The sequence below is a fragment of the Streptomyces sp. NPDC047043 genome (assembly GCF_040644055.1).
Taxonomy (GTDB): Bacteria; Actinomycetota; Actinomycetes; order Streptomycetales; family Streptomycetaceae; genus Streptomyces.
Genome location: NZ_JBEYVO010000019.1, coordinates 80,383 through 104,949, shown reverse-complemented (window position 1 = coordinate 104,949; position 24,567 = coordinate 80,383). Strand labels below are relative to the sequence as shown.

Below are 24,567 nucleotides of genomic sequence, written 5' to 3'. Positions count from 1 at the left end.
GGCGTTCACGCCGTGGAGCTCGCATGCGTGGGTTCGGGATTCTCGGGGGCGCGCGGCGCGGACGGCGCCGTACGGCCGCGGCGGGCGAGGACGCGCCCACGCGCGCGTGCCGCCCGGTCGCCGAGGCGGCGCAGCAGCGACGTCGGCAGGAAGACCGCGTCCGTCGCGATCATCGCCAGCGAGAAGAACGGCAGCCCGAGGACGACGGCGATCACGGCGTGCTCGGTCATCATGGCCGCCAGCAGGGCGTTCTTGACCCGCCGGTTGAACAGCGTGAACGGGAAGGCGACCTGCACGATGACGGTCCCGTAGGTCACGAGCATCACCATCGTGCCGCTGGAGGACAGCAGGTCGGCGAGCCCGGGCCAGGGTGAGAAGTAGTCCAGGTGGAGGGGGTAGTAGACCGCGGTGCCGTCCTGCCAGCGCGTGCCCTGGATCTTGTACCAGCCGGCCGTCGCGTAGATCAGACAGGCCTCGGCCATGATCACGAAGAGGGCGCCGTTGTGCACGATGTTGGCGATGACGTCCAGCAGGATCCGTGGCTGCGCGGTCCTCGCGCGGCGGCCGACGACCCACCACACGGCGTGCGCGAGCCACACGCCCCACAGGATCACCGGCACGGTCGGGCCGACACCGTCGAAGCGGCCGCCGGCGGTCGCCGCGACCAGCGCGAACCCGAGCACGCCCCACAGTGCGGGCCCGACTCGGTCCGAAACGCGCTCTCCACGCGCGCGTGCCTCGCGCGCGAGCCGTGCCCGCCGCGCGTCCAGCGACCAGACCTGGCCGCAGCGCGTGAACACGAGGTAGACGGACATCAGGTGCAGGACGTTGTCGCCGCCGTCGCCCATGAAGACGCTGCGGTTCTGCAGCGAGAGCACGCCGACCATGAACACCACGGACATCGCGCGCGTGCGCCAGCCGAGCAGCAGCAGGACGCTCGACAGGACGGCGAGCGCGTAGACGAACTCGAACCAGCCCGGTCCGTCGGACCACATCAGCGCCGTGAAGGCGCTGTTGGAGGCGATCAGCTGCTGGGCGAGGTCCCAGCTCCACGGGCTGGAGGGGCCGTAGAGCTCCTCGCGGTGGGCGAACTCGCGCAGCAGGAACAGCAGCCACGTCGCGCTGAAGCCGATGCGGACCACAGCGGTCTGGTACGGGCCGAGCGCCGCCTCGGTGATGCGGGCGATGCCGGCGGACACCGACAGCGTGAAGCGGTTCACTCGGCGCCTCCGTCGGTGTCCGAGGCCGCGACCGGCCACCAGGGCAGCACGCGGTACACCGGCTGGTCCGAGATCTTCTCCTGGCTCCACTTCGGCGGGGTCACATTGGTGGTACGGGAACGGACCTGGACCCTGTCGATGACGCCGCCCTTTCCGGCCGCGTCCTCGCGGTCCAGGCGCAGCACCACGATGCGCCGTATGTACGCCTCGGACAGGGCGCCGCGCAGCCCGGTCGGGCGGTTGTTGCCGTCGTGCGTGGCAATGAGGAAGTCCCAGGCCCGGCGCAGTTCGTTCTGCTCGGTGTGGCTGGGCAGCAGATTGCCGTCGATGGCCCGGCCGTCCTCGGCGGACAGGTCGTACCAGCCGGTGGTGCGCAGCCCGCCGTCCCCGGTCCGTATGTCGGCGCGGACCTGGACCGAGATGTTCTGCTGCAGCGGGTTCGGGGCGAACAGCTTCCAGTTCTGCTCGAACTCCGGGTAGATCCAGTCGTCGATCGCCTTGCCGTGCGCCTTGGTGACCGTGTTCGACGGCGCGACGTGCAGGAAGACCATGCCGACGTGCACGCAGACGACGACGGCGACGACGGCGAGCGCCAGCGCGGCACCGATCTGGTAGCGCAGGGAGAGGGCGGCCACACCGGCGCGGGGCTCGGGGAGCGGCCCGGGCGCACCGCTCGGCGCAGCCACATCGGCCGGCTCGGGCGCGCTGCCCGCATCGGGCGCACTGCCCGGCTCGTCCGGCCCCTGCCGGGCGTCCGAGTCTGTGCCGTACGCGTCCATTCCGCCCCGTCTCCCGGTCCCTCTTCCGGCCGCCCGGCCGCGGGGCACCGTACTGCCTGTGCACACCGCCGGCCCGCACTCGCACGGGAACGGTACTCAGGCCCGCCCGCGCCGCACAGCCCCTCTCGGAAGACCTCGCCGCGGCGCACGTGATCTCCCCCACTTGTCCACAGGGCACGTGCGCAGGTTATCCACAGCGGTTGACACCTTACGGCGCCCGTCTCACCATGGAATCGCACGAACCGAACGATCGGTCGGGAGCCAGCTCCGGGCAGAGTCCAGGTAGAGGGGGCCTCATGGCGACAGCAGCCGCGCACCAGACGTACGACACCGAGGAAGACACCACCGCCACCGGTGCGTACGAGCGTGCCTTCGACGCCGCCGTGGCGGCCGACGAGCGCATCGAGCCGCGCGACTGGATGCCCGACGCCTATCGCGCGACGCTGGTCCGCCAGATCGCGCAGCACGCCCACTCCGAGATCATCGGCATGCAGCCGGAGGCCAACTGGATCACGCGCGCGCCCTCGCTGCGCCGCAAGGCCATCCTGATGGCCAAGGTCCAGGACGAGGCGGGACACGGCCTCTACCTCTACAGCGCGGCCGAAACCCTCGGCACCGGCCGCGACGAGCTGCTCGACAAGCTCCACTCGGGCCGCCAGAAGTACTCCTCGATCTTCAACTACCCGACGCTGACCTGGGCGGACGTAGGCGCGATCGGCTGGCTGGTGGACGGCGCCGCGATCACCAACCAGGTCCCGCTGTGCCGCTGCTCCTACGGCCCGTACGCGCGCGCGATGATCCGCATCTGCAAGGAGGAGTCCTTCCACCAGCGCCAGGGGTACGAGCTGCTGCTGGCCCTCGGCCGCGGCACCCCCGAGCAGCACGCGATGGCGCAGGACGCGGTGAACCGCTGGTGGTGGCCGTCCCTGATGATGTTCGGCCCGCCCGACGACGAGTCCGCGCACTCGGCGCAGTCGATGGCGTGGAAGATCAAGCGGCACTCGAACGACGAGCTGCGCCAGCGCTTCGTCGACATCTGCGTCCCCCAGGCCGAGTCACTGGGCCTGACCCTGCCCGACCCGGGCCTGAAGTGGAACGAGGAGCGGGGTCACTACGACTTCGGCGCGATCGACTGGACGGAGTTCCGGGAGGTCCTCAAGGGCAACGGCCCGTGCAACGAACAGCGGATCACCCAGCGCAGGCGGGCCCATGAAGAGGGCGCCTGGGTACGGGAGTCGGCCGCGGCCTACGCGGCCAAGCACACCGGCGAGACAGGAGCGACCCGAGCATGACGAACACCGACTGGCCCCTGTGGGAGGTCTTCGTGCGCTCGCGCCGCGGCCTCTCGCACACCCACGCCGGCAGCCTGCACGCGCCGGACGCGGAGTTCGCCCTGCGCAACGCCCGCGACCTGTACACCCGGCGCGGCGAAGGCGTCTCGATCTGGGTCGTCCCCTCGTCCGCGGTCACGGCGTCCTCGCCGGACGAGAAGGACCCGTTCTTCGAGCCGTCCGCCGACAAGCCGTACCGGCATCCGACGTTCTACGAGATCCCGGAAGGGGTGAAGCACCTGTGACCGTCGACGTGACCGCGAACGCCGCCGCCCTCGCCCTGGGCGACGACGCCCTGGTGCTCTCGCACCGCCTGGGTGAGTGGGCGGGCCACGCGCCCGTCCTGGAGGAGGAGGTCGCCCTCGCCAACATCGCGCTGGACCTGCTGGGCCAGGCCCGGGTGCTGCTGTCGATGGCCGGCGACGAGGACGAGCTCGCGTATCTGCGCGAGGAGCGCGCCTTCCGCAACCTCCAGCTGGTGGAACAACCGAACGGCGACTTCGCCCACACCATCGCCCGCCAGCTCTACTTCTCCACCTATCAGCACCTGCTGTATGCCGAACTGGCCGCCGGGGACGGCCCGTTCGCCGGTCTCGCCGCGAAGGCCGTCAAGGAGGTCGCCTACCACCGCGACCACGCCGAGCAGTGGACCCTGCGCCTCGGCGACGGCACGGAGGTCGGCCACGAGCGGATGCAGCGCGCATGCACGGCGCTGTGGCGGTTCACCGGCGAGATGTTCCAGCCGGTGGACGGGCTGGACGTCGACGGGTTCGGGATGGAGACGGTATGGCTCGAGTCCGTCACTGACGTACTGCGCAGGGCGACCCTGACCGTCCCCGAGGGGCCGCGGACCGGCGCGTGGACGGCAGGCGCGGGCCGCCAGGGCGTGCACACCGAGCCCTTCGGGCGGATGCTCGCCGAGATGCAGCATCTGCACCGCAGTCACCCGGGGGCGTCATGGTGACGACCACCGCCGTGGAGGCGGAACTCCTCGAGATCGCCGGCTCGGTGCCCGACCCCGAACTGCCGGTGCTCACCCTCCAGGAGCTGGGCGTGCTGCGCGCGGTGCATCTGCGCGGCGCCGACTCGGTCGAGGTCGAGCTGACCCCGACGTACACCGGCTGCCCGGCCGTCGAGGCAATGTCCCTGGACATAGAGCGGGTGCTGCACGCGCACGGCATGCGCGAGGTGACCGTCCGCAAGGTGCTGCTGCCCGCCTGGTCGACCGACGACATCACGGCCGAAGGGCGTCGCAAACTCAGGGAGTTCGGCATCGCACCGCCACGCACGACAGAGCATGACTCCGGCCCCGTGGCCCTGGAGCTTGGGCGTACCCGCACGCTCGCCGACGAAGGCGCCCCCGAGCCCGACCCGATCCGCTGCCCGCACTGCGGCAGCACCGACACCGAACTGCTCAGCCGCTTCTCCTCCACCGCGTGCAAGGCACTGCGGCGCTGTCTCGCCTGCCGTGAACCCTTCGACCACTTCAAGGAGCTGTGATGGCCCGCTTCCACGCGCTCCCGGTGGCGGCGGTCGACCGGCTCACCGACGACTCCGTGGCCCTCACCTTCACCGTGCCCCCGGAGCTCCGCGAGGACTACCGGCACGCGGCGGGCCAGCACCTGGCCCTGAGGCGCCTGGTCGACGGGCAGGAGATACGGCGCACCTACTCGATCTGCTCCCCGGCACCCGCCGCCGACGGCGAGGGTCCGCGCACCCTTCGGGTCGGGGTGCGGCTGGTCGACGGCGGTGCCTTCTCGACGTACGCGCTGAAGGAGATCAACGTCGGCGACGAGCTGGAGGTGATGATCCCGGCCGGCCGCTTCACCCTCGACCCGGCGCCCGGCCTCTATGCCGCGATCGTCGGCGGCAGCGGCATCACCCCGGTGCTGTCGATCGTCTCGACGCTGCTGGCGCGCGAGCCGGAGGCCCGGTTCTGCCTGATACGCAGCGACCGTACGGCGGCCTCGACGATGTTCCTGGACGAGGTCGCCGACCTGAAGGACCGCCATCCGCAGCGGTTCCAGCTGGTGACAGTGCTGTCCCGGGAGGAGCAGCAGGCAGGACTGCCGTCCGGGCGGCTCGACCAGGAGCGGCTGACCGGGCTGCTTCCCGCGCTGCTGCCGATGGAGCAGGTGGCGGGCTGGTTCCTGTGCGGGCCCTACGGGCTGGTGCAGGGGGCCGAGCGGACCCTGCGCGGACTCGGCGTCGCCCGCACCCGCATCCACGAGGAGATCTTCCACGTGGACGCCGCCGCCCCCACAGTCACCGTGACCGCCCCCGCGCACAGCACGGTCACCGCCCGGCTCGACGGCCGCGGCGGCACCTGGCCCGTGCAGGACGGCGAGTCCCTGCTGGAGACGGTCCTGCGCAACCGGCCCGACGCGCCCTACGCCTGCAAGGGCGGAGTGTGCGGGACGTGCCGGGCCTTCCTGGTCGGCGGCGAGGTCCGCATGAACCGCAACTTCGCACTGGAGCCGGAGGAGACGGAGGCCGGTTATGTGCTGGCGTGCCAGTCGCATCCGGTGACGGAGAAGGTGGAGCTGGACTTCGACCGGTGAACCCACGGCAGCTGTTCGGGAGTTGGCGGACCGTTCCCTTCTTCTAGAACCTGTTCTATCTTGACGGTCCGTCAGATCAGCGGACCCTCCGGAGGGACAGGACCGTGGACTTCACCTTCACCGAGGAGCAGCAGGCGGCGGCCGAGGCGGCACAGGGGGTGTTCGCCGGGGTCGAGCCGGACGCGGTGCCCAGTCCCTCTCTCGTCCCTGGCGCCGTCGCCGACGACTTCGACCGCGTGCTGTGGGCGAGGCTCGCCGAGGCGGACCTGCTGAGCCTGCTGCTGGATGTGCGCCACGGCGGGGCGGGGCTGGACGCCATCGCGCTGTGCCTGGTGCTGCGGGAGTCGGCCAAGGTACTGGCACGGGTGCCGCTGCTGGAGAGCAGCGCGGCCGCGGCGGCCGTACAGGCATACGGCGGCGAGGAGTTGAAGGCGGCGCTGCTCGCCCGCGCGGGCCGGGGCGAGACGGTGCTGACGGTCGCCGCGAACGGCCGCACCGGTCACGACCCGGCCGAACTCGCCGTGACCGCACGGCAGGAGGGCAACGAGTGGATCCTGGACGGGGTGCAGACGGCCGTGCCGTGGGCGCACATCGCCGACTTCGTCCTCGTACCGGCCCACACGACCACCGACCGCACGCTCCTCGCCGTGATCCCCCGGGTCCACGAAGGGGTCGGTCTGGCCGAGCAGATCTCCACCACCGGCGAACGACTGGGCGAACTGCGTCTGGAGTCCGCGCGAATCGCGGCCCGCGACGTCATCGATGCCGAGGGCGCGTGGGAGTGGCTGCGCGAACTGCTGGCGACCGGGACGTGTGCGCTGGCGCTCGGTCTGGGTGAGCGGGTCCTCGCGATGACCAGTGAATACACCGGCAAGCGGGAGCAGTTCGGCTTCCCGGTCGCCACCTTCCAGGCCGTCGCCGTACAGGCCGCCGACCGGTACATCGACCTGCGCGCGATGGAGGCCACCCTGTGGCAGGCCGCGTGGCGGATCGCCTCGGGTGCGTCCGGCGCGCTGCCCGCCTCCGGAGACGTCGCCGTCGCCAAGATCTGGGCGTCGGAGGGCGTACGACGGGTCGTGCAGACGGCACAGCATCTGCACGGCGGATTCGGGGCGGACGTCGAATACCCGCTGCACCGGTACCACGCCTGGGCCAAGCACCTGGAGCTGCAGCTCGGCCCGGCAGCGGCGCACGAGGAGACCCTGGGCGACCTGCTGGCGGCGCACCCACTGGGCTGACCGCCCCCGACCAGGTCGTACCCCCGGCCCCAGGTCCTACAGGACGAACCCGGGCCGGCCCTCGTCCGTGACGACGGACCGGCCCGCGGCGGCCCACACCTGCATGCCGCCGTCGACGTTCACGGCGTCGATGCCCTGCTGGACGAGGTACATCGCGACCTGCGCCGAGCGGCCGCCGGAGCGGCAGATCACGTTGACACGGCCGTCCTGCGGCGCGGCTTCGGTCAGCTCGCCGTAGCGGGCCACGAACTCACTGATGGGGATGTGCAGCGCCCCTTCGGCGTGACCCGCCTGCCACTCGTCGTCCTCGCGGACGTCCAGCAGGAAGTCGCCGTCCTTGAGGTCCCCGACCTCGACCGTGGGCACACCAGCTCCGAAATGCATGCCCGAGACGCTACCCGACGCGGGCGGGCCGCGAACGGGCCGCCCGAACGGCGCCCACTGCACCGCCGTCCGCCACCGGCAGCCCCGGCCCGGCCCGGCTAGCCGAGCAGCTCGGCGAGATCCGCCTCGCGCTGGGCGACATCGGCCAGCAGCTTCTCGGCGATCTCCTCCAGGAGCCGGTCGGGATCGTCGGGCGCCAGCCGCAGCATCGCGCCGATCGCGCTCTCCTCCAGGTCCTTGGCGACCAGGGTGAGCAGCTCCTTGCGCTGGGCGAGCCATTCGAGGCGGGCGTAGAGCTCCTCGCTGCGGCTCGGACCGCGCTCGGCCGGAGCCGGGCCCTTGGCCCACTCCTCGGCCAGTTCCTGCAGCAGGGTCTCGTCGCCGCGGGCGTAGGCGGCGTTGACGCGGGTGATGAACTCCTCGCGCCGTGCCCGCTCGGTGTCGTCCTGCGCCAGGTCGGGGTGGGCCTTGCGGGCGAGTTCGCGGTAGAGCTTGCGGGCCTCGTCGCTGGGGCGCACCCGCTGCGGGGGCCGCACGGGCTGGTCGGTGAGCATCGCCACGGCCTCCGGGAAGAGCCCCTCCCCGTCCATCCAGCCGTGGAACAGCTCCTCGACGCCTGGCATCGGCATGACCCGGGCGCGCGCCTCGTCCGCCTTGCGCCGGTCCTCGGGGTCGCCGGTACGGGCGGCCCGGGCCTCGGCGATCTGCGCGTCCAGCTCGTCGAGGCGGGCGTACATCGGGCCGAGCTTCTGGTGGTGCAGCCGGGAGAAGTTCTCGACCTCCACGCGGAAGGTCTCGACGGCGATCTCGTACTCGATCAGCGCCTGCTCGGCGGCGCGCACGGCCCGCTCCAGCCGCTCCTCGGGGCGCGGCGCACCGTCCTCGGGCGTCGCCTGCGGCTCGCCGGCGACACCACCCTGCTCAGCTTCCGGGCTCGTCACCCGACCAGCGTAGGCCACGCCCGGGGCGGCCACTCCGGCACACGGCCACCGCCTTCGGAGGGATCCCCCGAACCCCTCCTGTTCTCGCGTCCTCCGTCAAACCCCCATCTCCGCCGCAACCCTCCCCGCCCGCACCCCCGCCACAAGATCGGCGTGGTCCGCCTCCGTGCGGTCGGCGTATGCGACGGCGAAGTCGGCGATCGCCTCGTCGAGTTCCTCGTTCTTGCCGCAGTACCCGGCGACCAGGCGCGGGTCGGCGCTGTGGGAGTGGGCGCGGGCCAGGAGGGCGCCGGTCATGCGGCCGTAGTCGTCTATCTGGTCGGCGGCCAGGGCCGCGGGGTCGACGCTGCCCTTGCGGTTGCGGAACTGCCGTACCTGGAAGGGCCGTCCGTCCACCGAGGTCCAGCCCAGCAGGATGTCGCTGACGACCTGCATGCGCTTTTGCCCGAGGACCACCCGACGCCCTTCGTGCTCCACCTCGGGCGCCTCGAAACCGGCGGTCACCAGGTGCGGCACCAGCGCGGAGGGGCGGGCCTCCTTCACCTGCAGCACCAGCGGTTCGCCCCGGTGGTCCAGGAGCAGCACCACGTACGACCGCGCGCCCACGCTGCCCGTGCCGACGACCCGGAACGCCACGTCGTGCACCGCGTGCCGGGCCAGCAGCGGGAGCCGGTCCTCGGAGAGCGTCGTCACGTACTGCTCGAGGGCCGCCGCCACCGCCGCGGCCTCCGCGTCCGGCACCCGCCGCAGCACCGGCAGCGCCTCGATGAAGCGCCGCCCGCCGTCCTCGGTCTGCTCCGTCGACTTGGCCGCGAACCGCCCGCTGGTGTTGGCCCGTGCCTTCTCGGAGACCCGCTCCAGCGTGCCGAGCAGGTCATGGGCGTCGGTGTGGGAGACGAGTTCCTCGTCCGCGATGGCGTTCCACGCGTCCAGCACCGGCAGCTTCGCGAGCAGCCGCATGGTGCGGCGGTAGGCACCGGTCGCGTCGTAGGCGGCCTTGCGGCAGCGGTCCTCGTCCGCACCCGCCTCCCGGCCCGCGAGCACGAGCGAGGCGGCGAGCCGCTTGAGGTCCCACTCCCACGGGCCGTGGACCGTCTCGTCGAAGTCGTTCAGGTCGATGACCAGGTCTCCGCGCGCGTCCCCGTACAGCCCGAAGTTCGCCGCATGGGCGTCACCGCAGATCTGCGCGCCGATCCGGGTCATGGGTGTGCGGGCGAGGTCGTAGGCCATGAGGCCGGCCGAGCCGCGCAGGAAGGCGAAGGGCGTGGCCGCCATCCGGCCCACCCGGATCGGGGTGAGCTCGGCGATCCGGCCGCGGTTGGACTCCTCCACGGCGCTGACCGCATGGGGCCGGGAGTCGTCGAGGTCGAGCGCGGAGTGCGCACTGCGCGGGACGACCTTGCGCAGCGCCTTGCCCTCGTCCCTGGGCGACCCCTCCACGGGCCACTCGGCGAACCCACGCACCCGGGGCAACCGGCGCAGGCCCGCCCCCACCACGTCTTCAGTCACAGCGACCGCCTCCACCGCACGCCCGAAAACGCACGCCCACGAACATCAACTCGTGGAGACCGTACAGCCGGTGGCCGAAACGCGTCAGACCTGTGGACAACTCCGTGCCTGTGGAAAACCCCGCCCGCCGAGCGCGGGACGGCCGCGTGTGATTGTCCTCACCAGGTAATACGCCTCACACCGGCCCGGACAACGCGGAAGCCCCCAGGTCCGAGACCTGGGGGCTTCCGGCTGGTGCGCGAGGGGGGAGTTGAACCCCCACGCCCTTGCGGGCACTGGAACCTGAATCCAGCGCGTCTGCCTATTCCGCCACCCGCGCATTGGGTGTGTCCTCAGGCCTTTCGCCCCTTGGGGTTGGCGCCTTCCGACACGCAGAACATTAGCACGCTGGCAGGGGTGGGTTCACATCCCTTATCGGCGGGCAGCCGCTCACCAGCACGGTCTTCCGATCCGGCCGGCCGTCGGCCAACCCTCGGCGCCGCCTGCTCCGTATCAACACGTGCCGGTTCACGTATCAACCTCGTACCGGTCCTGCCCGTCTCCCCAGGAGCCGGGCAGGGTCCACAGTCAGGTGCGGGACACTGGTCTGCGGCCGCCTCTACGATCCTGGGCAGAAGGAGTTCGAGGGACGAGTTCGAAGGGGAGCTTCGGAGGGAACCTCCGGAGGGAACTTCGACAGGCGTCGACACCCGTCGACGGGGCCGACAGGGGGAACCAGCCGATTCAACGGCGCGTGGATACGATCAGTAAGCAGTACCAGGCACGACACAGTGGCAACGACGGAGGAGGTGCCCCATGGGAGTCCTGAAGAAGTTCGAGCAGCGCCTCGAAGGTCTGGTCAACGGCACCTTCGCCAAGGTGTTCAAGTCCGAGGTCCAGCCCGTAGAGATCGCCGGCGCGCTCCAGCGGGAGTGCGACAACAACGCGACGATCTGGAACCGCGACCGGACCGTCGTACCCAATGACTTCATCGTGGAGCTGAGCGCGCCGGACTTCGAGCGCCTCAGCCCCTACTCCGGGCAACTCGGCGACGAGCTCGCCGGCATGGTGCGCGACTACGCGAAGCAGCAGCGCTACACCTTCATGGGACCCATCAAGGTGCACCTCGAGAAGGCGGACGACCTCGACACCGGTCTGTACCGGGTGCGCAGCCGTACGCTCGCCTCCTCCACCAACCAGCAGGCTCCCGGGTCCGCCGCCCCGGCGGCGCCCCCGGCCGCGGGACGGCCCGGCGGCTACGGGTATCCGCCCGCCGCCGCCCCCGCGGGCGCCCCGCCCATGCCGGCCGCACCGCCGCCCGGAGGCCGCGGCGGCTCCGCGCCCTATCTCCAGTCGGCCCCGGCTGCCCCGGCGGCCGGCGGACGTACCCGCTACTGGGTCGAGATCAACGGCGCCCGCCATCAGATCTCCCGCCCGACGTTGGTGATGGGCCGCAGCACCGAAGCCGACGTGCGGATCGACGACCCCGGCGTCTCGCGCCGGCACTGTGAGATCCGGACCGGAACGCCCTCGACGATCCAGGATCTCGGGTCCACCAACGGCATCGTGGTGGACGGGCAGCACACCACCCGCGCTACGCTCCGCGACGGCTCGCGGATCGTCGTGGGCAGCACCACCATCATTTACCGGCAAGCCGAAGGGTGAAGCGGGGGCAATGTCAGAGCTGACCCTCACGGTCATGCGGCTGGGTTTCCTGGCCGTACTGTGGCTGTTCGTGATCGTGGCCGTGCAGGTCATCCGCAGCGACCTGTTCGGTACGCGCGTCACCCAGCGCGGGTCGCGCAGGGAGGCCGGGCGCCAGCAGCAGCCCGCCCGCCAGCAGGCCGCGCCGCCGCAGCAGCGCCAGCAGGGCGGTGGCCGCCAGCGCCGCAACGCCCCCACCAAGCTGGTCGTGTCCGAGGGCACCCTCACCGGCACCACCGTCGCGCTCCAGGGCCAGACGATCACCCTGGGCCGGGCGCACGACAGCACGATCGTGCTGGACGACGACTACGCCTCCAGCCGCCATGCCAGGATCTACCCGGACCGCGACGGCAACTGGATCGTCGAGGACCTGGGCTCCACCAACGGCACGTACCTCGACCGGAGCCGGCTGACGACCGCCACGCCGATTCCGCTGGGCGCGCCGATCCGCATCGGCAAGACAGTCATCGAGCTGCGGAAGTAGTACGACAATGAGCGAGCGGAGCGAGCACGCAGCGGTGGCCCCCACAACGGGCCCCGGCGCGCTCCCGACCGGAGGGTGGGCACCGTGCGGATGTACCCGGAGCCGACGGGCGAGGTGCGCATGAGTCTGTCACTGCGCTTCGCCGCCGGATCGCACAAAGGCATGATCCGGGAGGGCAACGAGGACTCCGGATACGCCGGTCCGCGCCTGCTCGCGATCGCCGACGGCATGGGCGGCGCCGCCGCCGGCGAGGTCGCCTCCTCCGAGGCCATCTCGACCATCGTCGCCCTCGACGACGACGTGCCGGGCTCAGACATCCTCACCTCCCTCGGCACCGCCGTGCAGCGCGCCAACGACCAGCTGCGCGCCATGGTCGAGGAGGACCCACAGCTCGAAGGCATGGGCACCACGCTCACCGCCCTGCTGTGGACCGGCCAGCGCCTCGGTCTCGTCCATGTCGGCGACTCCCGCGCGTACCTGCTCCGCGACGGCGTCCTCACCCAGATCACGCAGGACCACACCTGGGTGCAGCGCCTGGTCGACGAGGGCCGTATCACCGAAGAGGAAGCCACCACCCACCCGCAGCGCTCCCTGCTGATGCGCGCGCTGGGCAGCGGCGAGCACGTCGAGCCCGACCTCTCCATCCGCGAGGTCCGCGCCGGCGACCGCTACCTGATCTGCTCCGACGGCCTGTCCGGCGTCGTCTCGCACCAGACGCTCGAGGACACCCTCGCCAGCTACCAGGGCCCCCAGGAGACCGTGCAGGAGCTGATCCAGCTCGCGCTGCGCGGCGGCGGCCCCGACAACATCACGGTCATCGTCGCCGACGTACTGGACCTGGACACCGGAGACACCCTCGCCGGGCAGCTCTCCGACACGCCGGTCGTGGTCGGCGCCGTCGCCGAGAACCAGCACCAGCTGCACGACAACGGCATCATGCAGACCCCGGCGGGCCGTGCCTCAGGACTCGGCCGCCAGGGCCACGGGCAGGGCGGGGGCGGCGAGTTCGGCCCGCCCGGCTCCGGCGACACCACCGGCTACATCCCGGCGGGCAGCTTCGGCGACTACACCGACGACGACTTCGTCAAACCCCGCAAGGGCCGCAAGTGGGCCAAGAGATCCTTCTACATCGTGCTCGCCCTCGCCGTCGTGGGCGGCGGCCTCTACGGCGGCTGGCGCTGGACACAGACCCAGTACTACGTCGGCACCAACAACGAGCACGTCGCGCTGTACCGGGGCATCAGCCAGGACCTGGCCTGGGTCTCGCTGTCCAAGGTGGAGAAGGATCACCCCGAGATCGAACTCAAGTACCTGCCGCCCTACCAGCAGAAGCAGGTCAAGAACACGATCGCCGAGGGCGGACTCAAGGACGCCCAGTCGAAGATCGACGAGCTCGCCGTCCAGGCCTCCGCATGCCAGAAGGAGTCGGAGCGTCAGCAGGCCGAGAGCGAGAAGAACTCGAAGACCGGCACGGGCCAGGCGGGCGGCACCACGGGAACCAGTAAGACCTCCCTCACGTCCAAGGCATCACCCAGCCCCTCGACCTCCCCGACCCCGTCCACATCAGCGACCGCTCCCACCCCCAGCCCCGGCCCCACCCTCTCGGAGGATGAGCAGAAGGTCGTCTCGCTGTGCGGTAAGCAGTAGGCAAGCCGTGAGAGGCCCCGTCACACGATGAGCAGTACTACCAACACACCGACGCACCATACGTCCACGATCGGCGCGATCGGCGCACCGAGCCGGCGCAACACCGAGCTCGCGCTCCTGCTGTTCGCCGTCGTCATCCCGGTCTTCGCCTACGCCAACGTGGGCCTGGCCATCGACGACAAGGTGCCGGCCGGACTGCTGAGCTACGGCCTGGGACTCGGCCTGCTCGCGGGCGTCGGCCATCTCGCCGTACGGAAGTTCGCCCCGTACGCCGACCCGCTGCTGCTGCCCCTGGCCACGCTCCTCAACGGACTCGGACTCGTCGTCATCTGGCGGCTCGACCAGTCCAAGCTGCTGCAGTCGCTGCCCAACTACTTCACGGCCGCGCCCCGCCAGCTGCTGTACACCGGTCTGGGCATCGCCCTGTTCGTCGTCGTGCTGATCTTCCTCAAGGACCACCGCGTCCTGCAGCGCTACACGTACATCTCCATGTTCGGCGCCCTGGTGCTGCTCATCCTGCCGCTGGTCCCGGGCCTCGGCGCCAACATCTACGGCGCCAAGATCTGGATCCGCGTCCCGGGCCTCGGCTCCCTGCAGCCCGGTGAGTTCGCGAAGATCGCCCTCGCGATCTTCTTCGCCGGCTACCTGATGGTGAAGCGCGACGCCCTGGCCCTCGCCAGCCGCCGCTTCATGGGCCTGTACCTGCCGCGCGGCCGCGACCTCGGACCGATCCTGGTCGTCTGGCTGATGTCGATCCTCATCCTGGTCTTCGAGACCGACCTCGGCACCTCGCTGCTGTTCTTCGGAATGTTCGTCATCATGCTGTACGTCGCCACCGAGCGGACCAGCTGGATCGTCTTCGGTCTGCTGATGTCCGCGGCCGGCGCGGTCGGCGTGGCCAGCTTCGAACCGCACGTCCAGCAGCGTGTCCAGGCCTGGCTCGACCCGATGAAGGAGTACACGCTCAGCCAGAAGGGCGTCGTCGGCCACTCCGAGCAGTCGATGCAGGCGCTGTGGGCCTTCGGCTCCGGCGGCACCCTCGGCACCGGCCTCGGCCAGGGCCACTCCGACCTCATCCGGTTCGCCGCCAACTCCGACTTCATCCTCGCCACCTTCGGCGAGGAGCTCGGCCTGGCCGGCATCATGGCGATCCTGCTGATCTACGGCCTGATCGTGGAGCGCGGCGTCCGCACCGCCCTCGCCGCCCGCGACCCGTTCGGCAAGCTGCTCGCCGTCGGCCTGTCCGGCGCCTTCGCCCTCCAGGTCTTCGTCGTCGCCGGCGGTGTCATGGGCCTCATCCCGCTGACCGGTATGACCATGCCGTTCATGGCCTACGGCGGTTCATCGGTGCTGGCCAACTGGGCACTGATCGGCATCCTCATCAGAATCAGCGACACCGCACGCCGCCCGGCGCCAGCTCCCGCCAGCAACCCCGACGCCGAGATGACCCAGGTGGTCCGCCCGTCATGAACAAGCCCCTGCGCCGGATCGCGATCTTCTGCGGCCTCCTGGTCCTCACCCTGCTCATCCGCGACAACTGGCTCCAGTACCTCAAGGCCGACAGCCTCAAGGACGACCCGAAGAACCGCCGCGTCACCATCGCCCGCTACTCCACCCCGCGCGGCGACATCATCGTCGACGGCGACCCCATCACCGGGTCCACCACGACCAGCACCAGCGGCCTGAACGACCTCAAGTACAAGCGCACTTACAAGAACGGCCCCATGTGGGCGCCGGTCACCGGATACGCCTCCCAGGCCTTCGGCGCAAACCAGCTGGAGTCCGTCGAGGACGGCATCCTCTCCGGCACCGACGACCGGCTCTTCTTCCGCAACACCCTCGACATGATCACGGGCAAGGAGAAGGCCGGCGGCAACGTCGTCACCACCCTCAACGCCGCCGCGCAGAAGGCCGCGTACAACGGCCTGAAGGCCCAGGGCGGCAAGGGCGCGGTCGCCGCGCTCGACCCGTCCACCGGCAAGATCCTGGCGCTGGCCTCCTACCCGTCGTACGACCCCTCGTCGTTCGCCGGGAACTCCACGTCGACTGACTCCAAGAACTGGACCAAGCTCCAGAAGAAGAACAACGCGGCCGACCCGATGCTCAACCGGGCGCTGCGCGAGACGTACCCGCCGGGCTCCACCTTCAAGGTGGTCACGGCCGCGGCCGCGCTGGAGAACGGGCTGTACACGTCCGCCGACGAGAACACCAAGTCGCCGCTGCCCTACATCATGAAGGGCACCACGACCGAGCTGAAGAACGAGGGCAACATCCCCTGCAAGAACGCGACGATGCGGATCGCGCTGCGTTACTCCTGCAACACCGTCTTCGGCAAGATCGGTTCCGACCTCGGCAACGACAAGATGCTCGCCGAGGCCAAGAAGTTCGGCTTCGACTCCGAGCAGTTCACGCCGGTCCGCTCCAGCTCCTCGGTCTTCTCCGAGAACATGAACTCCTCGCAGACCGCGCTGTCCTCGATCGGCCAGTTCAACACCGCCGCGACCCCGCTGCAGATGGCGATGGTCGCCTCCGCGGTCGCCAACGACGGCAAGCTGATGAAGCCGTACATGGTCGACAAGCTGCAGTCGTCGAACCTCGACACCATCGCGCAGACCGACCCGCAGGAGCTCAGCCAGCCCCTGTCCTCGAAGAACGCGCAGATCCTGCAGTCGATGATGGAGACGGTCGTCAAGGAGGGCACCGGCACCAAGGCCCAGATCAACGGCGTCACGGTCGGCGGCAAGACCGGTACCGCCCAGCACGGCGTGGAGAACAGCGAGAACCCGTACGCCTGGTTCATCTCCTACGCCAAGCTCAGCGACGACAGCTCGCCGGTCGCCGTGGCCGTGGTCATCGAGGACGACAACGCCAACCGTGACGACATCTCCGGCGGCGGCCTGGCCGCCCCGATCGCGAAGAGCGTGATGGAGGCGGTCATCAACTCCAAGAAGTGACCCCGCTCACGTCGCCTTCACATCGGTGCACGTTGCGATACCGGTCCTGTATCGGGTGACGCACTTGGCCAGGTCACACAAAGCTAGCCGGGTACGGTAGGCCCGGACGGCAGCCTCCGACCGCACACCCGTGCCGGTCGGGACCGACGGAGAGGGCTGGTAGGAAGCTATGGAAGAGCCGCGTCGCCTCGGCGGCCGGTACGAACTGGGCCAGGTGCTCGGTCGTGGTGGCATGGCGGAGGTCTACCTCGCGCATGACACCCGTCTCGGGCGCCAAGTGGCGGTGAAGACGCTGCGAGCGGACCTCGCGCGCGACCCGTCGTTCCAGGCCCGGTTCCGCCGGGAGGCCCAGTCGGCCGCCTCGCTCAACCATCCCGCGATCGTCGCGGTCTACGACACGGGCGAGGACTACATCGACGGGGTCTCGATCCCGTACATCGTGATGGAGTACGTCGACGGTTCCACGCTCCGCGAGCTGCTGCACTCCGGCCGCAAACTGCTGCCGGAGCGCACGCTGGAGATGACCATCGGGATCCTCCAGGCCCTGGAGTACTCGCACCGCAACGGCATCGTCCACCGCGACATCAAGCCGGCCAACGTCATGCTGACGCGCAACGGCCAGGTCAAGGTGATGGACTTCGGCATCGCCCGCGCCATGGGCGACTCCGGCATGACGATGACGCAGACGTCCGCGGTCATCGGAACCGCCCAGTACCTCTCCCCGGAGCAGGCCAAGGGCGAGCAGGTGGACGCCCGTTCCGACCTGTACTCCACCGGCTGCCTCCTCTACGAACTGCTGACGGTCCGTCCGCCCTTCGTGGGCGACTCCCCGGTCGCGGTCGCGTACCAGCACGTCCGCGAGGAGCCGCAGCCGCCGTCCGTCTTCGACCCCGAGATCACGCCGGAGATGGACGCCATCGTCCTCAAGGCACTGGTCAAGGACCCCAACTACCGCTACCAGTCCGCCGACGAGATGCGCGTCGACATCGAGGCCTGCCTCGACGGCCAGCCCGTCGCGGCCACCGCGGCCATGGGTTCCGTCGGCTACGGCGGATACCCCGACGACCAGCCGACCACGGCCCTGCGCGCCACGGACGCCGGCGCCACGTCGATGATGCCGCCGATGAGCCCGGACGAGGCGGGCTACGGCTACGACGACCGCGTGGACCGCCGCCGCCAGAAGAAGTCGAACACGTCGACGATCCTGCTGGTCGTGGCGGGCATCCTGGTGCTGGTCGGCGCGATCCTGATCGGCAAGTGGGCGTTCGGAGGCGGCGGGGGTGTCGGGAACGACACGGTGGCTGTGCCGAACCTCGTCAGCCAAAGCGAGAGCGACGCCAAGAAGCTGCTGACCAACAGCGACCTTGAGGTGGGGAAGATCACGCGACAGCCCTGCGACAACCAGACCAAGGGCAACGTCTGTTCTCAGGACCCCGGGAAGAACAGCGACGTCAAGAAGGGCTCCACCGTCAACTTCGTGGTGTCCACGGGAGCGCCGAAGGTCCAGGTGCCGAGCGTGATCGGCCTGAGCCTCGACGATGCCAAGGCGAAGCTCGAGGACGACGACCACCAGTTCAAGGTCGAGACAAAAACGCGTGAGTCGACGGAGAAGGCAAACACCGTCCTCGAACAGGACCCGATCGGTGGCAAGGAGAGGGAGAAGGGCGCGACGATCACCCTCACCATCGCCAAGGCCCCGGAGACGGTCGCGGTACCTGACGTCAGCGGCCAGAGCTGCGACGACGCCAAGTCCGCGCTGCAGGATGTCGGCCTGACCGGCAACTGCGTCAACACGCCCACCACCGACGACAACCAGGTCGACAAGGTCATCTCGACCAACCCGACCATCGGCACCTCGGTCAAGAAGAACACCGCGGTGCAGCTCAACGTCGGCCAGAAGCAGGAGCAGACGGCGGTCCCGAGCGTCGTCGGCCAGAGGGTCAAGGACGCCAAGAAGGCCCTGCAGCAGGCCGGCTTCAACAACATCCAGTTCGCCAACGGCAGCGACCAGAGCGACGACGCGATCGTGTTGCAGCAGGACCCGCAGGGCAACAGCCCCGTCGACGACCCCGGAAACACGACCGTCACCCTCACAACCGTGGGCAACGGCGGCAACAACGGCGGCAACAACGGCGGCACCAACTTCTTCGGTGGCGTCACCGGAACCGCGTACCGCACGGAGGACTGACAACGCCTCACACGCATCGCAGAGCCCCCGCGTCCTTCCGAGGAGGCGGGGGCTCTGTGATGTTCCAGGACCAGCTAGCCACTGAAACAAGCCAAGGTAGATCTTGTGTGTTGTCCTGCCCCACGGGCATCGGTACTTTCGACATTGACCGAATAAATGTTTGATTTCAGAACGGGGACGTTCCGCCGTGCAACTCCTTTCCAAGCGCACCGCCCGCGTGGCAAGCGTGGCTGCGCTCGCCTTCGGCGGTGTCATGTACGCGCCTGCCGCCCACGCGACCGCCAACGCAGCGTCCGACTACTGCACGGGCTACAAGCTCATCGCCAGCTACCCGGTGAAGACCAGCGGCGGCACCAGTTATGGCACCACCTACCTCTACTGGAAGGAGTCCTCGGGCTTCAACTGCGCCGTCGCCGTGAAGAACGCCGCGGGCGGTGCCGGCACCAAGGACTACATGTCGGTCGCCCTGACCGCGTGCAAGGAGACGAAGCCCAAGAGCACCTGCGAGGAGTCGGACGACATCTACAGCAGCTCCGAGGACGGGGACAACTACGCCAACTACGCGGGGTGGGTCCAGGTCCACACCGGCAAAGGCCACTGCGTGAAGCTCGACGCCGTGATCTGGAAGCACAACACCTTCGCCCAGTTCAGCTCAGGTGCCTTCCACTGCGACTGACGCCCCAAGGATGCAGTTCGGCAGCGACAAGAGCCCCGGCCCCCTGTTCACGCAGGGCGTCGGGGCTCTTGCATGTCACGAAGGATCCCCGACCGAACATCTGCTCCTCCATCGATCGTGTCTTCATATGTCACGACTCGTTGATCGGGTGGGGCGAGGTGTCGGAACTCTGCCCGGGCCGCACGGCCACACCACGTACGGAAGGGCAGAACAGTGATCAACGAATCAGCACTGCTGGAATCGAAGACCCTGCGCAACAGCGTCCTGGAGCGCACGGACGTACTCGACAGAGTCAAGGCGCTGTCACTGCTGCCGGACGGGATGCATGTGACTACGGCGATGGTGGCGGCGTACTTCGAGGTAGGGCTCGAAGCGGTCAAGTCACTGGTCAAAGATCACCGAGCCGAGTTGGAGACGAACGGCTACCGCCTGTTGACCAGCGAAGAACTGAGGTCCTTTAAGAACCTCAGTGGGATCCAGTCGCGCACACGGTCCCTCGCGCTCTTCTCCCGCCGAGCCGTCCTCAACATCGCCATGCTGCTCCGAGACAGCGAAGTCGCACGTCAGGTGCGTGTGTACCTCCTGGACATGGAGTACCTGGCACGCACACAGCGGTGACTGAGCTCCCGCAAGGAGCTCAGTCAGCGCAGTTCCTTCGGCAACGTCCGCTCACTGTCCACCTTCTCCACCCGCACCAACTCCCCCCACACCACATACCGATACCGAGACGTGTACACCGGCGTACAAGTCGTCAGCGTGATGTAGTGGCCGGCCTTTTTCTTTCCCGACTCCTTCGGGACCTGCGAGAGGACCTTCACGTTGAACTTCGAGGTCTCGTCGAGGATGTCGTAGACCTTGTAGACGTACCACTCGTCCTTCGTCTCGAAGACGATCGGATCGCCCTTCTTCAGCTTGTCGATGTTGTGGAACTTGGCGCCGTGGCCGTCCCGGTGCGCCGCGAGGGTGAAGTTGCCCTTCTTGCCGGACATGGGCAGCGTCGCCTTCACCGGGTCCGTGTAGTAGCCGGCGACACCGTCGTTCAGGACCTTCGTCGACGTGCCCTTCTCGACCAGGACCTCGCCGTTCTTCATGGCGGGCACATGCAGGAAGCCGATGCCGTTCTTGGTGTTCAGCGCGCCGGGGCCGGTGTCCTGGTGGGCCCAGTTGTCACGGACCTTGTCGGCTTCCTTGTCCGCCTTGCGGTCGGCGACGACGTTCGTCCACCACAGCGAGTACACGACGAACAGACCCAGCACCAGGCCCGCCGTGATGAGGAGTTCGCCGAAGACGCTCACCGCCATGGCGATACGGCCGGGACGCCGGCGGCGCACCGGTGGCGCCCCAGGAGCATCCGTGTCCGATTGAGTGTCGTCGGTGGTCGCTGCCACGTTCATCTGCCCCTACTCGACGAGCGCATCCGGCTTGCCCTTGCTGCGCGGCCGTTCCTCGACCATCTTGCCCCAGACGATCAAGCGGTACTTGCTGGTGAACTCCGGAGTACAGGTCGTCAGGGTGATGTACCGGCCCGGCTTGGTGAAACCCGACTGCGGCGGCACGGGACCGATCACGCTCGTGTTGCTCGGCGACGTCACCGGCAGCGTCGACGTCATCTTGTACACGTAGTACTTGTCCTGCGTCTCGACGACGACCTCGTCGCCCTTCTGAAGCCTGTTGATGTACCGGAACGGCTCGCCGTGCGTGTTGCGGTGCCCCGCGAGCGCGAAATTGCCGGTCTTCGCGCCGGGCATCGCCGTCTTCAGCTTGCCCTCGCTGTAGTGCCCGACCATGCCCTTGTCGAGCACCTTCTTGTTGCTGACGCCCTCGGCGATCGGCACAACCACATCCAGCTTGGGAATGTGGAGGATCGCGAAGCCCTGCCCCGGCTCGAACTCGCCCGGCGCACGCTTGCCGCTCGCCCAGTCGTCCTGAAGGGTGCTCGTCTCCTTGTCCGCCTGCGCATGCGCCCGCACGTTCGTCCACCACAGCTGGTAGGTCACGAACAGCAGCATCAGCACACCGGTGGTGATGAACACCTCACCGATCGCCCGGCTCGCGACGACGCCCGGACTGGCCTTACGGGCACGCGCCCGCCGCCGGGCCTCCACACGCGACAACGGCGCCTTGGAAGCCTCGGAGGCCGCCTCCTCGCCGCCCTCCGAGTCCGTACGAGAGCCAGGCCCCCCATGGCCCCCATGACGCCCATGACGGCGCTTGGCGGCCTTTCTGCGCGCCGCTCGGCCACCCGGAGTGGTTCCTGTGGCAGACGAGGCCGTTGAGGCGGTAGACGGCAATCTTGACCCGCTCGGCGGCTCCGGTATCCGCAGCGCCACCGTCTCCTCGTCGATGGGCGGCAAGTACGCCTCAACCACCTCCGCGGGCGCCACGTACCCCTCGTCGGCAGGAGCTGCATACCCCCCGTCGACGGGCACCGCGTACGCCTCGTCGCCGACCGGCACATACGCCCCGTGCTGCCCCGACGGATCCCCGCCCCACTCCTCGAACCCACCGGACGCACCGGAGCCCTCGAAAGAACCAGACGCCTCGTACGCACCGGACGCCCCGTACGGCTCCTGCCCGTACGAGGCGCCGGACTCGCGCTCGGGGCGCAGCGCGGTCACGCCGTGGCCCTGCCCACCACCGGGGCGAGCCCCGCAGACCTCGCCACGGCACCCTCGTAACCGCACTCCACCAGCCAGTTGGCCAGCATCCGGTGGCCGTGCTCCGTCAGCACCGACTCCGGGTGGAACTGCACACCCTCGACCGGGAGTTCACGATGCCGCAGGCCCATGATGATCCCGTCGTGCGTCCGCGCCGTGACCTCCAGCTCGGCCGGCACCGTCTCCGGCTCGGCGGCCAGCGAGTGGTAACGCGTCGCAGTGAACGGCGACGGCAGGCCAGCGAAGACACCCCTGCCCTCGTGCTCGACCAGCGAGGTCTTGCCGTGCAGCAACTCCGGCGCGCGATCCACCACACCGCCGTACGCCACCTGCATCGACTGCATGCCCAGACACACACCGAACACCGGCACACCCGTCGCGGCGCAGTGGCGCACCATCTCGATGCAGACGCCGGCCTCCTCGGGCGTACCCGGACCCGGCGACAGCAGCACACCGTCGAAGCCGTCCTGGGCATGCGAGGTCGACACCTCGTCGTTGCGCAGCACCTCGCACTCGGCACCCAGCTGGTACAGGTACTGCACCAGGTTGAAGACGAAGCTGTCGTAGTTGTCGACGACGAGAATCCGCGCACTCACTGGTTGTCCACCGTCACATCGTTGAAGGGCAGCAGCGGTTCGGCCCACGGGAACACGTACTGGAACAGGACGTAGACCACGACCAGGACCAGCAGGAGTGAGATCAGCGCCTTCACCCACACGTTTCCCGGCAGATGCCGCCAGATCCAGCCGTACATGCCGTCCCTTCCGTTCCACCACGGCACCGGACTCACGCCGTACCCGCACCAGACTAACGGCGCAGCGCCGCCGGTTTGCCTTCCTCCACAGGCTGTGTGCCGTCCAGGTGCGCCCACACGATGAGCCGATGACTGTGCCCCCACTCCGGATCACACGTGGTCAGCGTCAGATACCGGCCCTCACGCGTATACCCCGACTTACGTGGCACAGGGTCGATCACCTCAACGTCCGTCGGCACGGTTTTGTAGGGCCCTTTGTCGATCCGATACGTGAACCAAGTGGCCCCATCCGTCAACACCACCGCATCCCCCGGCCTCAGCTTCGGGAAGTCCACGAACGGATCCCCGTACGTACGCCGATGACCGGCGACCGAGAAGTTGCCCACCTGCCCGAGCTGCGCGGTGTTCGCGTAGTGCCCGAGCCCCTTCTTCAGGGTGTCCACGGCCGTGTCCTCGAGCACGGGCTTGTTCCACGTGAAACCAAGCCGCGGGATGTACATGATCGCGAACGGCTTGCCGGGTGCATAGGGCGCCGGCTTCTTCGGTACGGCGGAACTCCCGGCCGTCGACTTGGGCTGCGCCGTCTGCTTCGCCCACTGATCGTGCAGGACATCGATCTGATGGTCCATCGCACCGTCCGCCCGCACACCGGTCCAGAACAGCACGTAGACGACGAAGAGGCAGATCAGCGCACCGACCGTGATGCACAGCTCGCTGACGGTCCTCACGACAACGCGCACCGGCAGCTCCCGAACGGCTCAGATCACTCCACGGGCTGGGCGTAGTGCAGATCCACTGTGCCCGAGTAGCCGGGCAGAGTCACCGTCCCGTCCTCCGTCACTTTCCAGCCGAGGCCGTAGACATTCACGTACACCATGTAGTTCTGGATCGCCTTCGACGCCGACAGCGCCTGGTTCAGCTTGTCCGGGTCACCGACCGCCGTGATCTTGTACGGCGGCGAATAGACCCGGCCCTGAAGGATCAGGGTGTTGCCCACGCAGCGCACGGCACTGGTGGAGATCAGCCGCTGGTCCATGACCTTGATGCCCTTGGCACCGCCCTGCCACAGCGCGTTCACCACGGCCTGCAGATCCTGCTGGTGGATGACCAGGTAGTCCGGCTGCGGCTCGGGGTAGCCGGGGAGCTTGGCGGTGGCGTTCGGCGGAGCGTCGTTGAGCGTGACGGTGATCGCCTCGCCCTTCACCTTCTGCGTCCCCGCGCTCTTCTCCAGACCGGCGAGCTTCTCGTCCTCCGCCTTGGTACTGCCGTCGTCGCGCTCGGCGAGCGACTCGACGTCGCCACGCAGGGAAGCGTTGGACTCGTCCAGCTCCTTGTTCTTGCGGCTGCGCTCCTGGATGAGGTCGGAAAGCTTCAGCAAGGACGTGTCCGTGCGGATATTGGTGCCCTTGGCCGTATTGAAACTGGTGAAGAAAATGAGCCCCGCGAGGGCGAAGACGGCCACCGTGAGCACCCGCACCGGCCGGAAACGGCGCCCGGGGGCAGGACTGGATCCGGCCTGGGGGGAGTCGGCAGAATTGCTCAACGTACCCTTATCTCCTTC

At 69.0% G+C, this 24,567-nt stretch carries 25 protein-coding genes and 1 tRNA gene; 14 read left to right on the top strand and 12 right to left on the bottom strand.

The annotated features are described in order from the left end of the window. Nucleotides 1-5: 5 nt before the first annotated feature. Complete coding sequence (locus tag ABZ880_RS28580) at nt 6-1,220, bottom strand: HTTM domain-containing protein (RefSeq protein ID WP_361268120.1); 1,215 nt, start codon at nt 1,218-1,220, stop codon at nt 6-8. Further along, on the bottom strand, nt 1,217-1,999 hold the full coding sequence (locus ABZ880_RS28575) for a DUF5819 family protein (protein WP_361268117.1): 783 nt from the start codon (nt 1,997-1,999) through the stop codon (nt 1,217-1,219). Before ABZ880_RS28575 ends, ABZ880_RS28580 begins: the two co-directional genes overlap by 4 nt. A 296-nt stretch (nt 2,000-2,295) precedes the next feature. On the opposite strand from ABZ880_RS28575, the gene paaA reads away from it, so the two are divergent. From paaA to ABZ880_RS28545, 6 genes are all read left to right on the top strand, one after another. Beyond that, nucleotides 2,296-3,291: a 1,2-phenylacetyl-CoA epoxidase subunit PaaA gene (gene paaA, locus ABZ880_RS28570; RefSeq protein WP_361268114.1), complete on the top strand. Its 996-nt coding sequence runs from the start codon at nt 2,296-2,298 to the stop codon at nt 3,289-3,291. Next, a complete protein-coding gene (gene paaB, locus ABZ880_RS28565; RefSeq protein WP_020130608.1) occupies nt 3,288-3,575 on the top strand; it encodes a 1,2-phenylacetyl-CoA epoxidase subunit PaaB in 288 nt (95 codons plus the stop codon). The genes paaA and paaB overlap by 4 nt, the downstream gene beginning before the upstream one ends. Next, nucleotides 3,572-4,294, top strand: a complete 723-nt coding sequence (gene paaC, locus ABZ880_RS28560) for a 1,2-phenylacetyl-CoA epoxidase subunit PaaC (protein WP_361268110.1) — start codon at nt 3,572-3,574, stop codon at nt 4,292-4,294. Before paaB ends, paaC begins: the two co-directional genes overlap by 4 nt. Continuing rightward, a complete protein-coding gene (gene paaD, locus ABZ880_RS28555; RefSeq protein WP_361268107.1) occupies nt 4,288-4,830 on the top strand; it encodes a 1,2-phenylacetyl-CoA epoxidase subunit PaaD in 543 nt (180 codons plus the stop codon). The genes paaC and paaD overlap by 7 nt, the downstream gene beginning before the upstream one ends. After that, nucleotides 4,830-5,891: a 2Fe-2S iron-sulfur cluster-binding protein gene (locus tag ABZ880_RS28550; protein ID WP_361268104.1), complete on the top strand. Its 1,062-nt coding sequence runs from the start codon at nt 4,830-4,832 to the stop codon at nt 5,889-5,891. The genes paaD and ABZ880_RS28550 overlap by 1 nt, the downstream gene beginning before the upstream one ends. Nucleotides 5,892-5,995: 104 nt before the next feature. After that, nucleotides 5,996-7,129 carry an acyl-CoA dehydrogenase family protein gene (locus tag ABZ880_RS28545; protein WP_361268101.1) on the top strand — a complete coding sequence of 378 codons (1,134 nt, stop codon included), beginning with the start codon at nt 5,996-5,998 and terminating at the stop codon, nt 7,127-7,129. Between the two features lie 36 nt (nt 7,130-7,165). On the opposite strand, the gene ABZ880_RS28540 is transcribed toward ABZ880_RS28545, so the two are convergent. The 4 genes from ABZ880_RS28540 to ABZ880_RS28525 form a co-directional block, all read right to left on the bottom strand. Then, complete coding sequence (locus tag ABZ880_RS28540; protein WP_361268415.1) at nt 7,166-7,495, bottom strand: rhodanese-like domain-containing protein; 330 nt, start codon at nt 7,493-7,495, stop codon at nt 7,166-7,168. Between the two features lie 116 nt (nt 7,496-7,611). Next, nucleotides 7,612-8,454 carry a J domain-containing protein gene (locus tag ABZ880_RS28535; RefSeq protein ID WP_361268098.1) on the bottom strand — a complete coding sequence of 281 codons (843 nt, stop codon included), beginning with the start codon at nt 8,452-8,454 and terminating at the stop codon, nt 7,612-7,614. A 96-nt stretch (nt 8,455-8,550) separates the two neighbouring features. After that, nucleotides 8,551-9,963 (bottom strand): DUF2252 domain-containing protein, encoded by a 1,413-nt coding sequence (locus ABZ880_RS28530; protein ID WP_361268095.1) that lies wholly within the window; start codon nt 9,961-9,963, stop codon nt 8,551-8,553. Between the two features lie 232 nt (nt 9,964-10,195). Continuing rightward, a tRNA-Leu gene (locus tag ABZ880_RS28525) sits at nt 10,196-10,282 on the bottom strand. 476 nt (nt 10,283-10,758) lie between these two features. Here ABZ880_RS28525 and ABZ880_RS28520 point away from each other — a divergent pair. The 8 genes from ABZ880_RS28520 to ABZ880_RS28485 all read left to right on the top strand — a co-directional run bounded on the left by ABZ880_RS28520 (nt 10,759) and on the right by ABZ880_RS28485 (nt 20,213). Next, nucleotides 10,759-11,607 carry a DUF3662 and FHA domain-containing protein gene (locus ABZ880_RS28520; protein ID WP_361268093.1) on the top strand — a complete coding sequence of 283 codons (849 nt, stop codon included), beginning with the start codon at nt 10,759-10,761 and terminating at the stop codon, nt 11,605-11,607. Nucleotides 11,608-11,617: 10 nt separating this feature from the next. After that, nucleotides 11,618-12,130 carry an FHA domain-containing protein gene (locus ABZ880_RS28515; RefSeq protein ID WP_361268091.1) on the top strand — a complete coding sequence of 171 codons (513 nt, stop codon included), beginning with the start codon at nt 11,618-11,620 and terminating at the stop codon, nt 12,128-12,130. Between the two features lie 90 nt (nt 12,131-12,220). Further along, the gene (locus ABZ880_RS28510) at nt 12,221-13,777 is read left to right on the top strand and encodes a Stp1/IreP family PP2C-type Ser/Thr phosphatase (RefSeq protein ID WP_361268413.1); all 1,557 of its coding nucleotides are present in this window, start codon (nt 12,221-12,223) and stop codon (nt 13,775-13,777) included. 27 nt (nt 13,778-13,804) lie between these two features. Next, entirely contained in the window at nt 13,805-15,247 is a 1,443-nt protein-coding gene (locus ABZ880_RS28505) for an FtsW/RodA/SpoVE family cell cycle protein (RefSeq protein ID WP_361268088.1), read from the top strand. Beyond that, on the top strand, nt 15,244-16,731 hold the full coding sequence (locus tag ABZ880_RS28500; protein WP_361268085.1) for a penicillin-binding protein 2: 1,488 nt from the start codon (nt 15,244-15,246) through the stop codon (nt 16,729-16,731). The genes ABZ880_RS28505 and ABZ880_RS28500 overlap by 4 nt, the downstream gene beginning before the upstream one ends. Nucleotides 16,732-16,900: 169 nt before the next feature. Then, nucleotides 16,901-18,919 (top strand): Stk1 family PASTA domain-containing Ser/Thr kinase, encoded by a 2,019-nt coding sequence (gene pknB / locus ABZ880_RS28495; protein WP_361268082.1) that lies wholly within the window; start codon nt 16,901-16,903, stop codon nt 18,917-18,919. Between the two features lie 187 nt (nt 18,920-19,106). Then, nucleotides 19,107-19,595, top strand: a complete 489-nt coding sequence (locus ABZ880_RS28490) for a hypothetical protein (RefSeq protein ID WP_361268079.1) — start codon at nt 19,107-19,109, stop codon at nt 19,593-19,595. A gap of 213 nt (nt 19,596-19,808) precedes the next feature. Then, the gene (locus ABZ880_RS28485) at nt 19,809-20,213 is read left to right on the top strand and encodes a hypothetical protein (RefSeq protein WP_361268076.1); all 405 of its coding nucleotides are present in this window, start codon (nt 19,809-19,811) and stop codon (nt 20,211-20,213) included. Nucleotides 20,214-20,236: 23 nt separating this feature from the next. On the opposite strand, the gene ABZ880_RS28480 is transcribed toward ABZ880_RS28485, so the two are convergent. The 6 genes from ABZ880_RS28480 to ABZ880_RS28455 are packed head-to-tail and all read right to left on the bottom strand — an operon-like array spanning nt 20,237 to nt 24,549. Continuing rightward, on the bottom strand, nt 20,237-20,989 hold the full coding sequence (locus ABZ880_RS28480; protein WP_361268073.1) for a class E sortase: 753 nt from the start codon (nt 20,987-20,989) through the stop codon (nt 20,237-20,239). A gap of 6 nt (nt 20,990-20,995) precedes the next feature. Then, nucleotides 20,996-22,213 carry a class E sortase gene (locus ABZ880_RS28475; RefSeq protein WP_361268070.1) on the bottom strand — a complete coding sequence of 406 codons (1,218 nt, stop codon included), beginning with the start codon at nt 22,211-22,213 and terminating at the stop codon, nt 20,996-20,998. Further along, nucleotides 22,210-22,848: an aminodeoxychorismate/anthranilate synthase component II gene (locus tag ABZ880_RS28470; protein ID WP_360843408.1), complete on the bottom strand. Its 639-nt coding sequence runs from the start codon at nt 22,846-22,848 to the stop codon at nt 22,210-22,212. The genes ABZ880_RS28475 and ABZ880_RS28470 overlap by 4 nt, the downstream gene beginning before the upstream one ends. Next, a complete protein-coding gene (locus tag ABZ880_RS28465) occupies nt 22,845-23,042 on the bottom strand; it encodes a hypothetical protein (RefSeq protein WP_361268067.1) in 198 nt (65 codons plus the stop codon). The genes ABZ880_RS28470 and ABZ880_RS28465 overlap by 4 nt, the downstream gene beginning before the upstream one ends. Nucleotides 23,043-23,059: 17 nt before the next feature. Next, complete coding sequence (locus ABZ880_RS28460; RefSeq protein ID WP_361268064.1) at nt 23,060-23,746, bottom strand: class E sortase; 687 nt, start codon at nt 23,744-23,746, stop codon at nt 23,060-23,062. A 23-nt stretch (nt 23,747-23,769) separates the two neighbouring features. Then, complete coding sequence (locus ABZ880_RS28455) at nt 23,770-24,549, bottom strand: DUF881 domain-containing protein (protein WP_361268061.1); 780 nt, start codon at nt 24,547-24,549, stop codon at nt 23,770-23,772. Between the last annotated feature and the right edge of the window lie 18 nt (nt 24,550-24,567).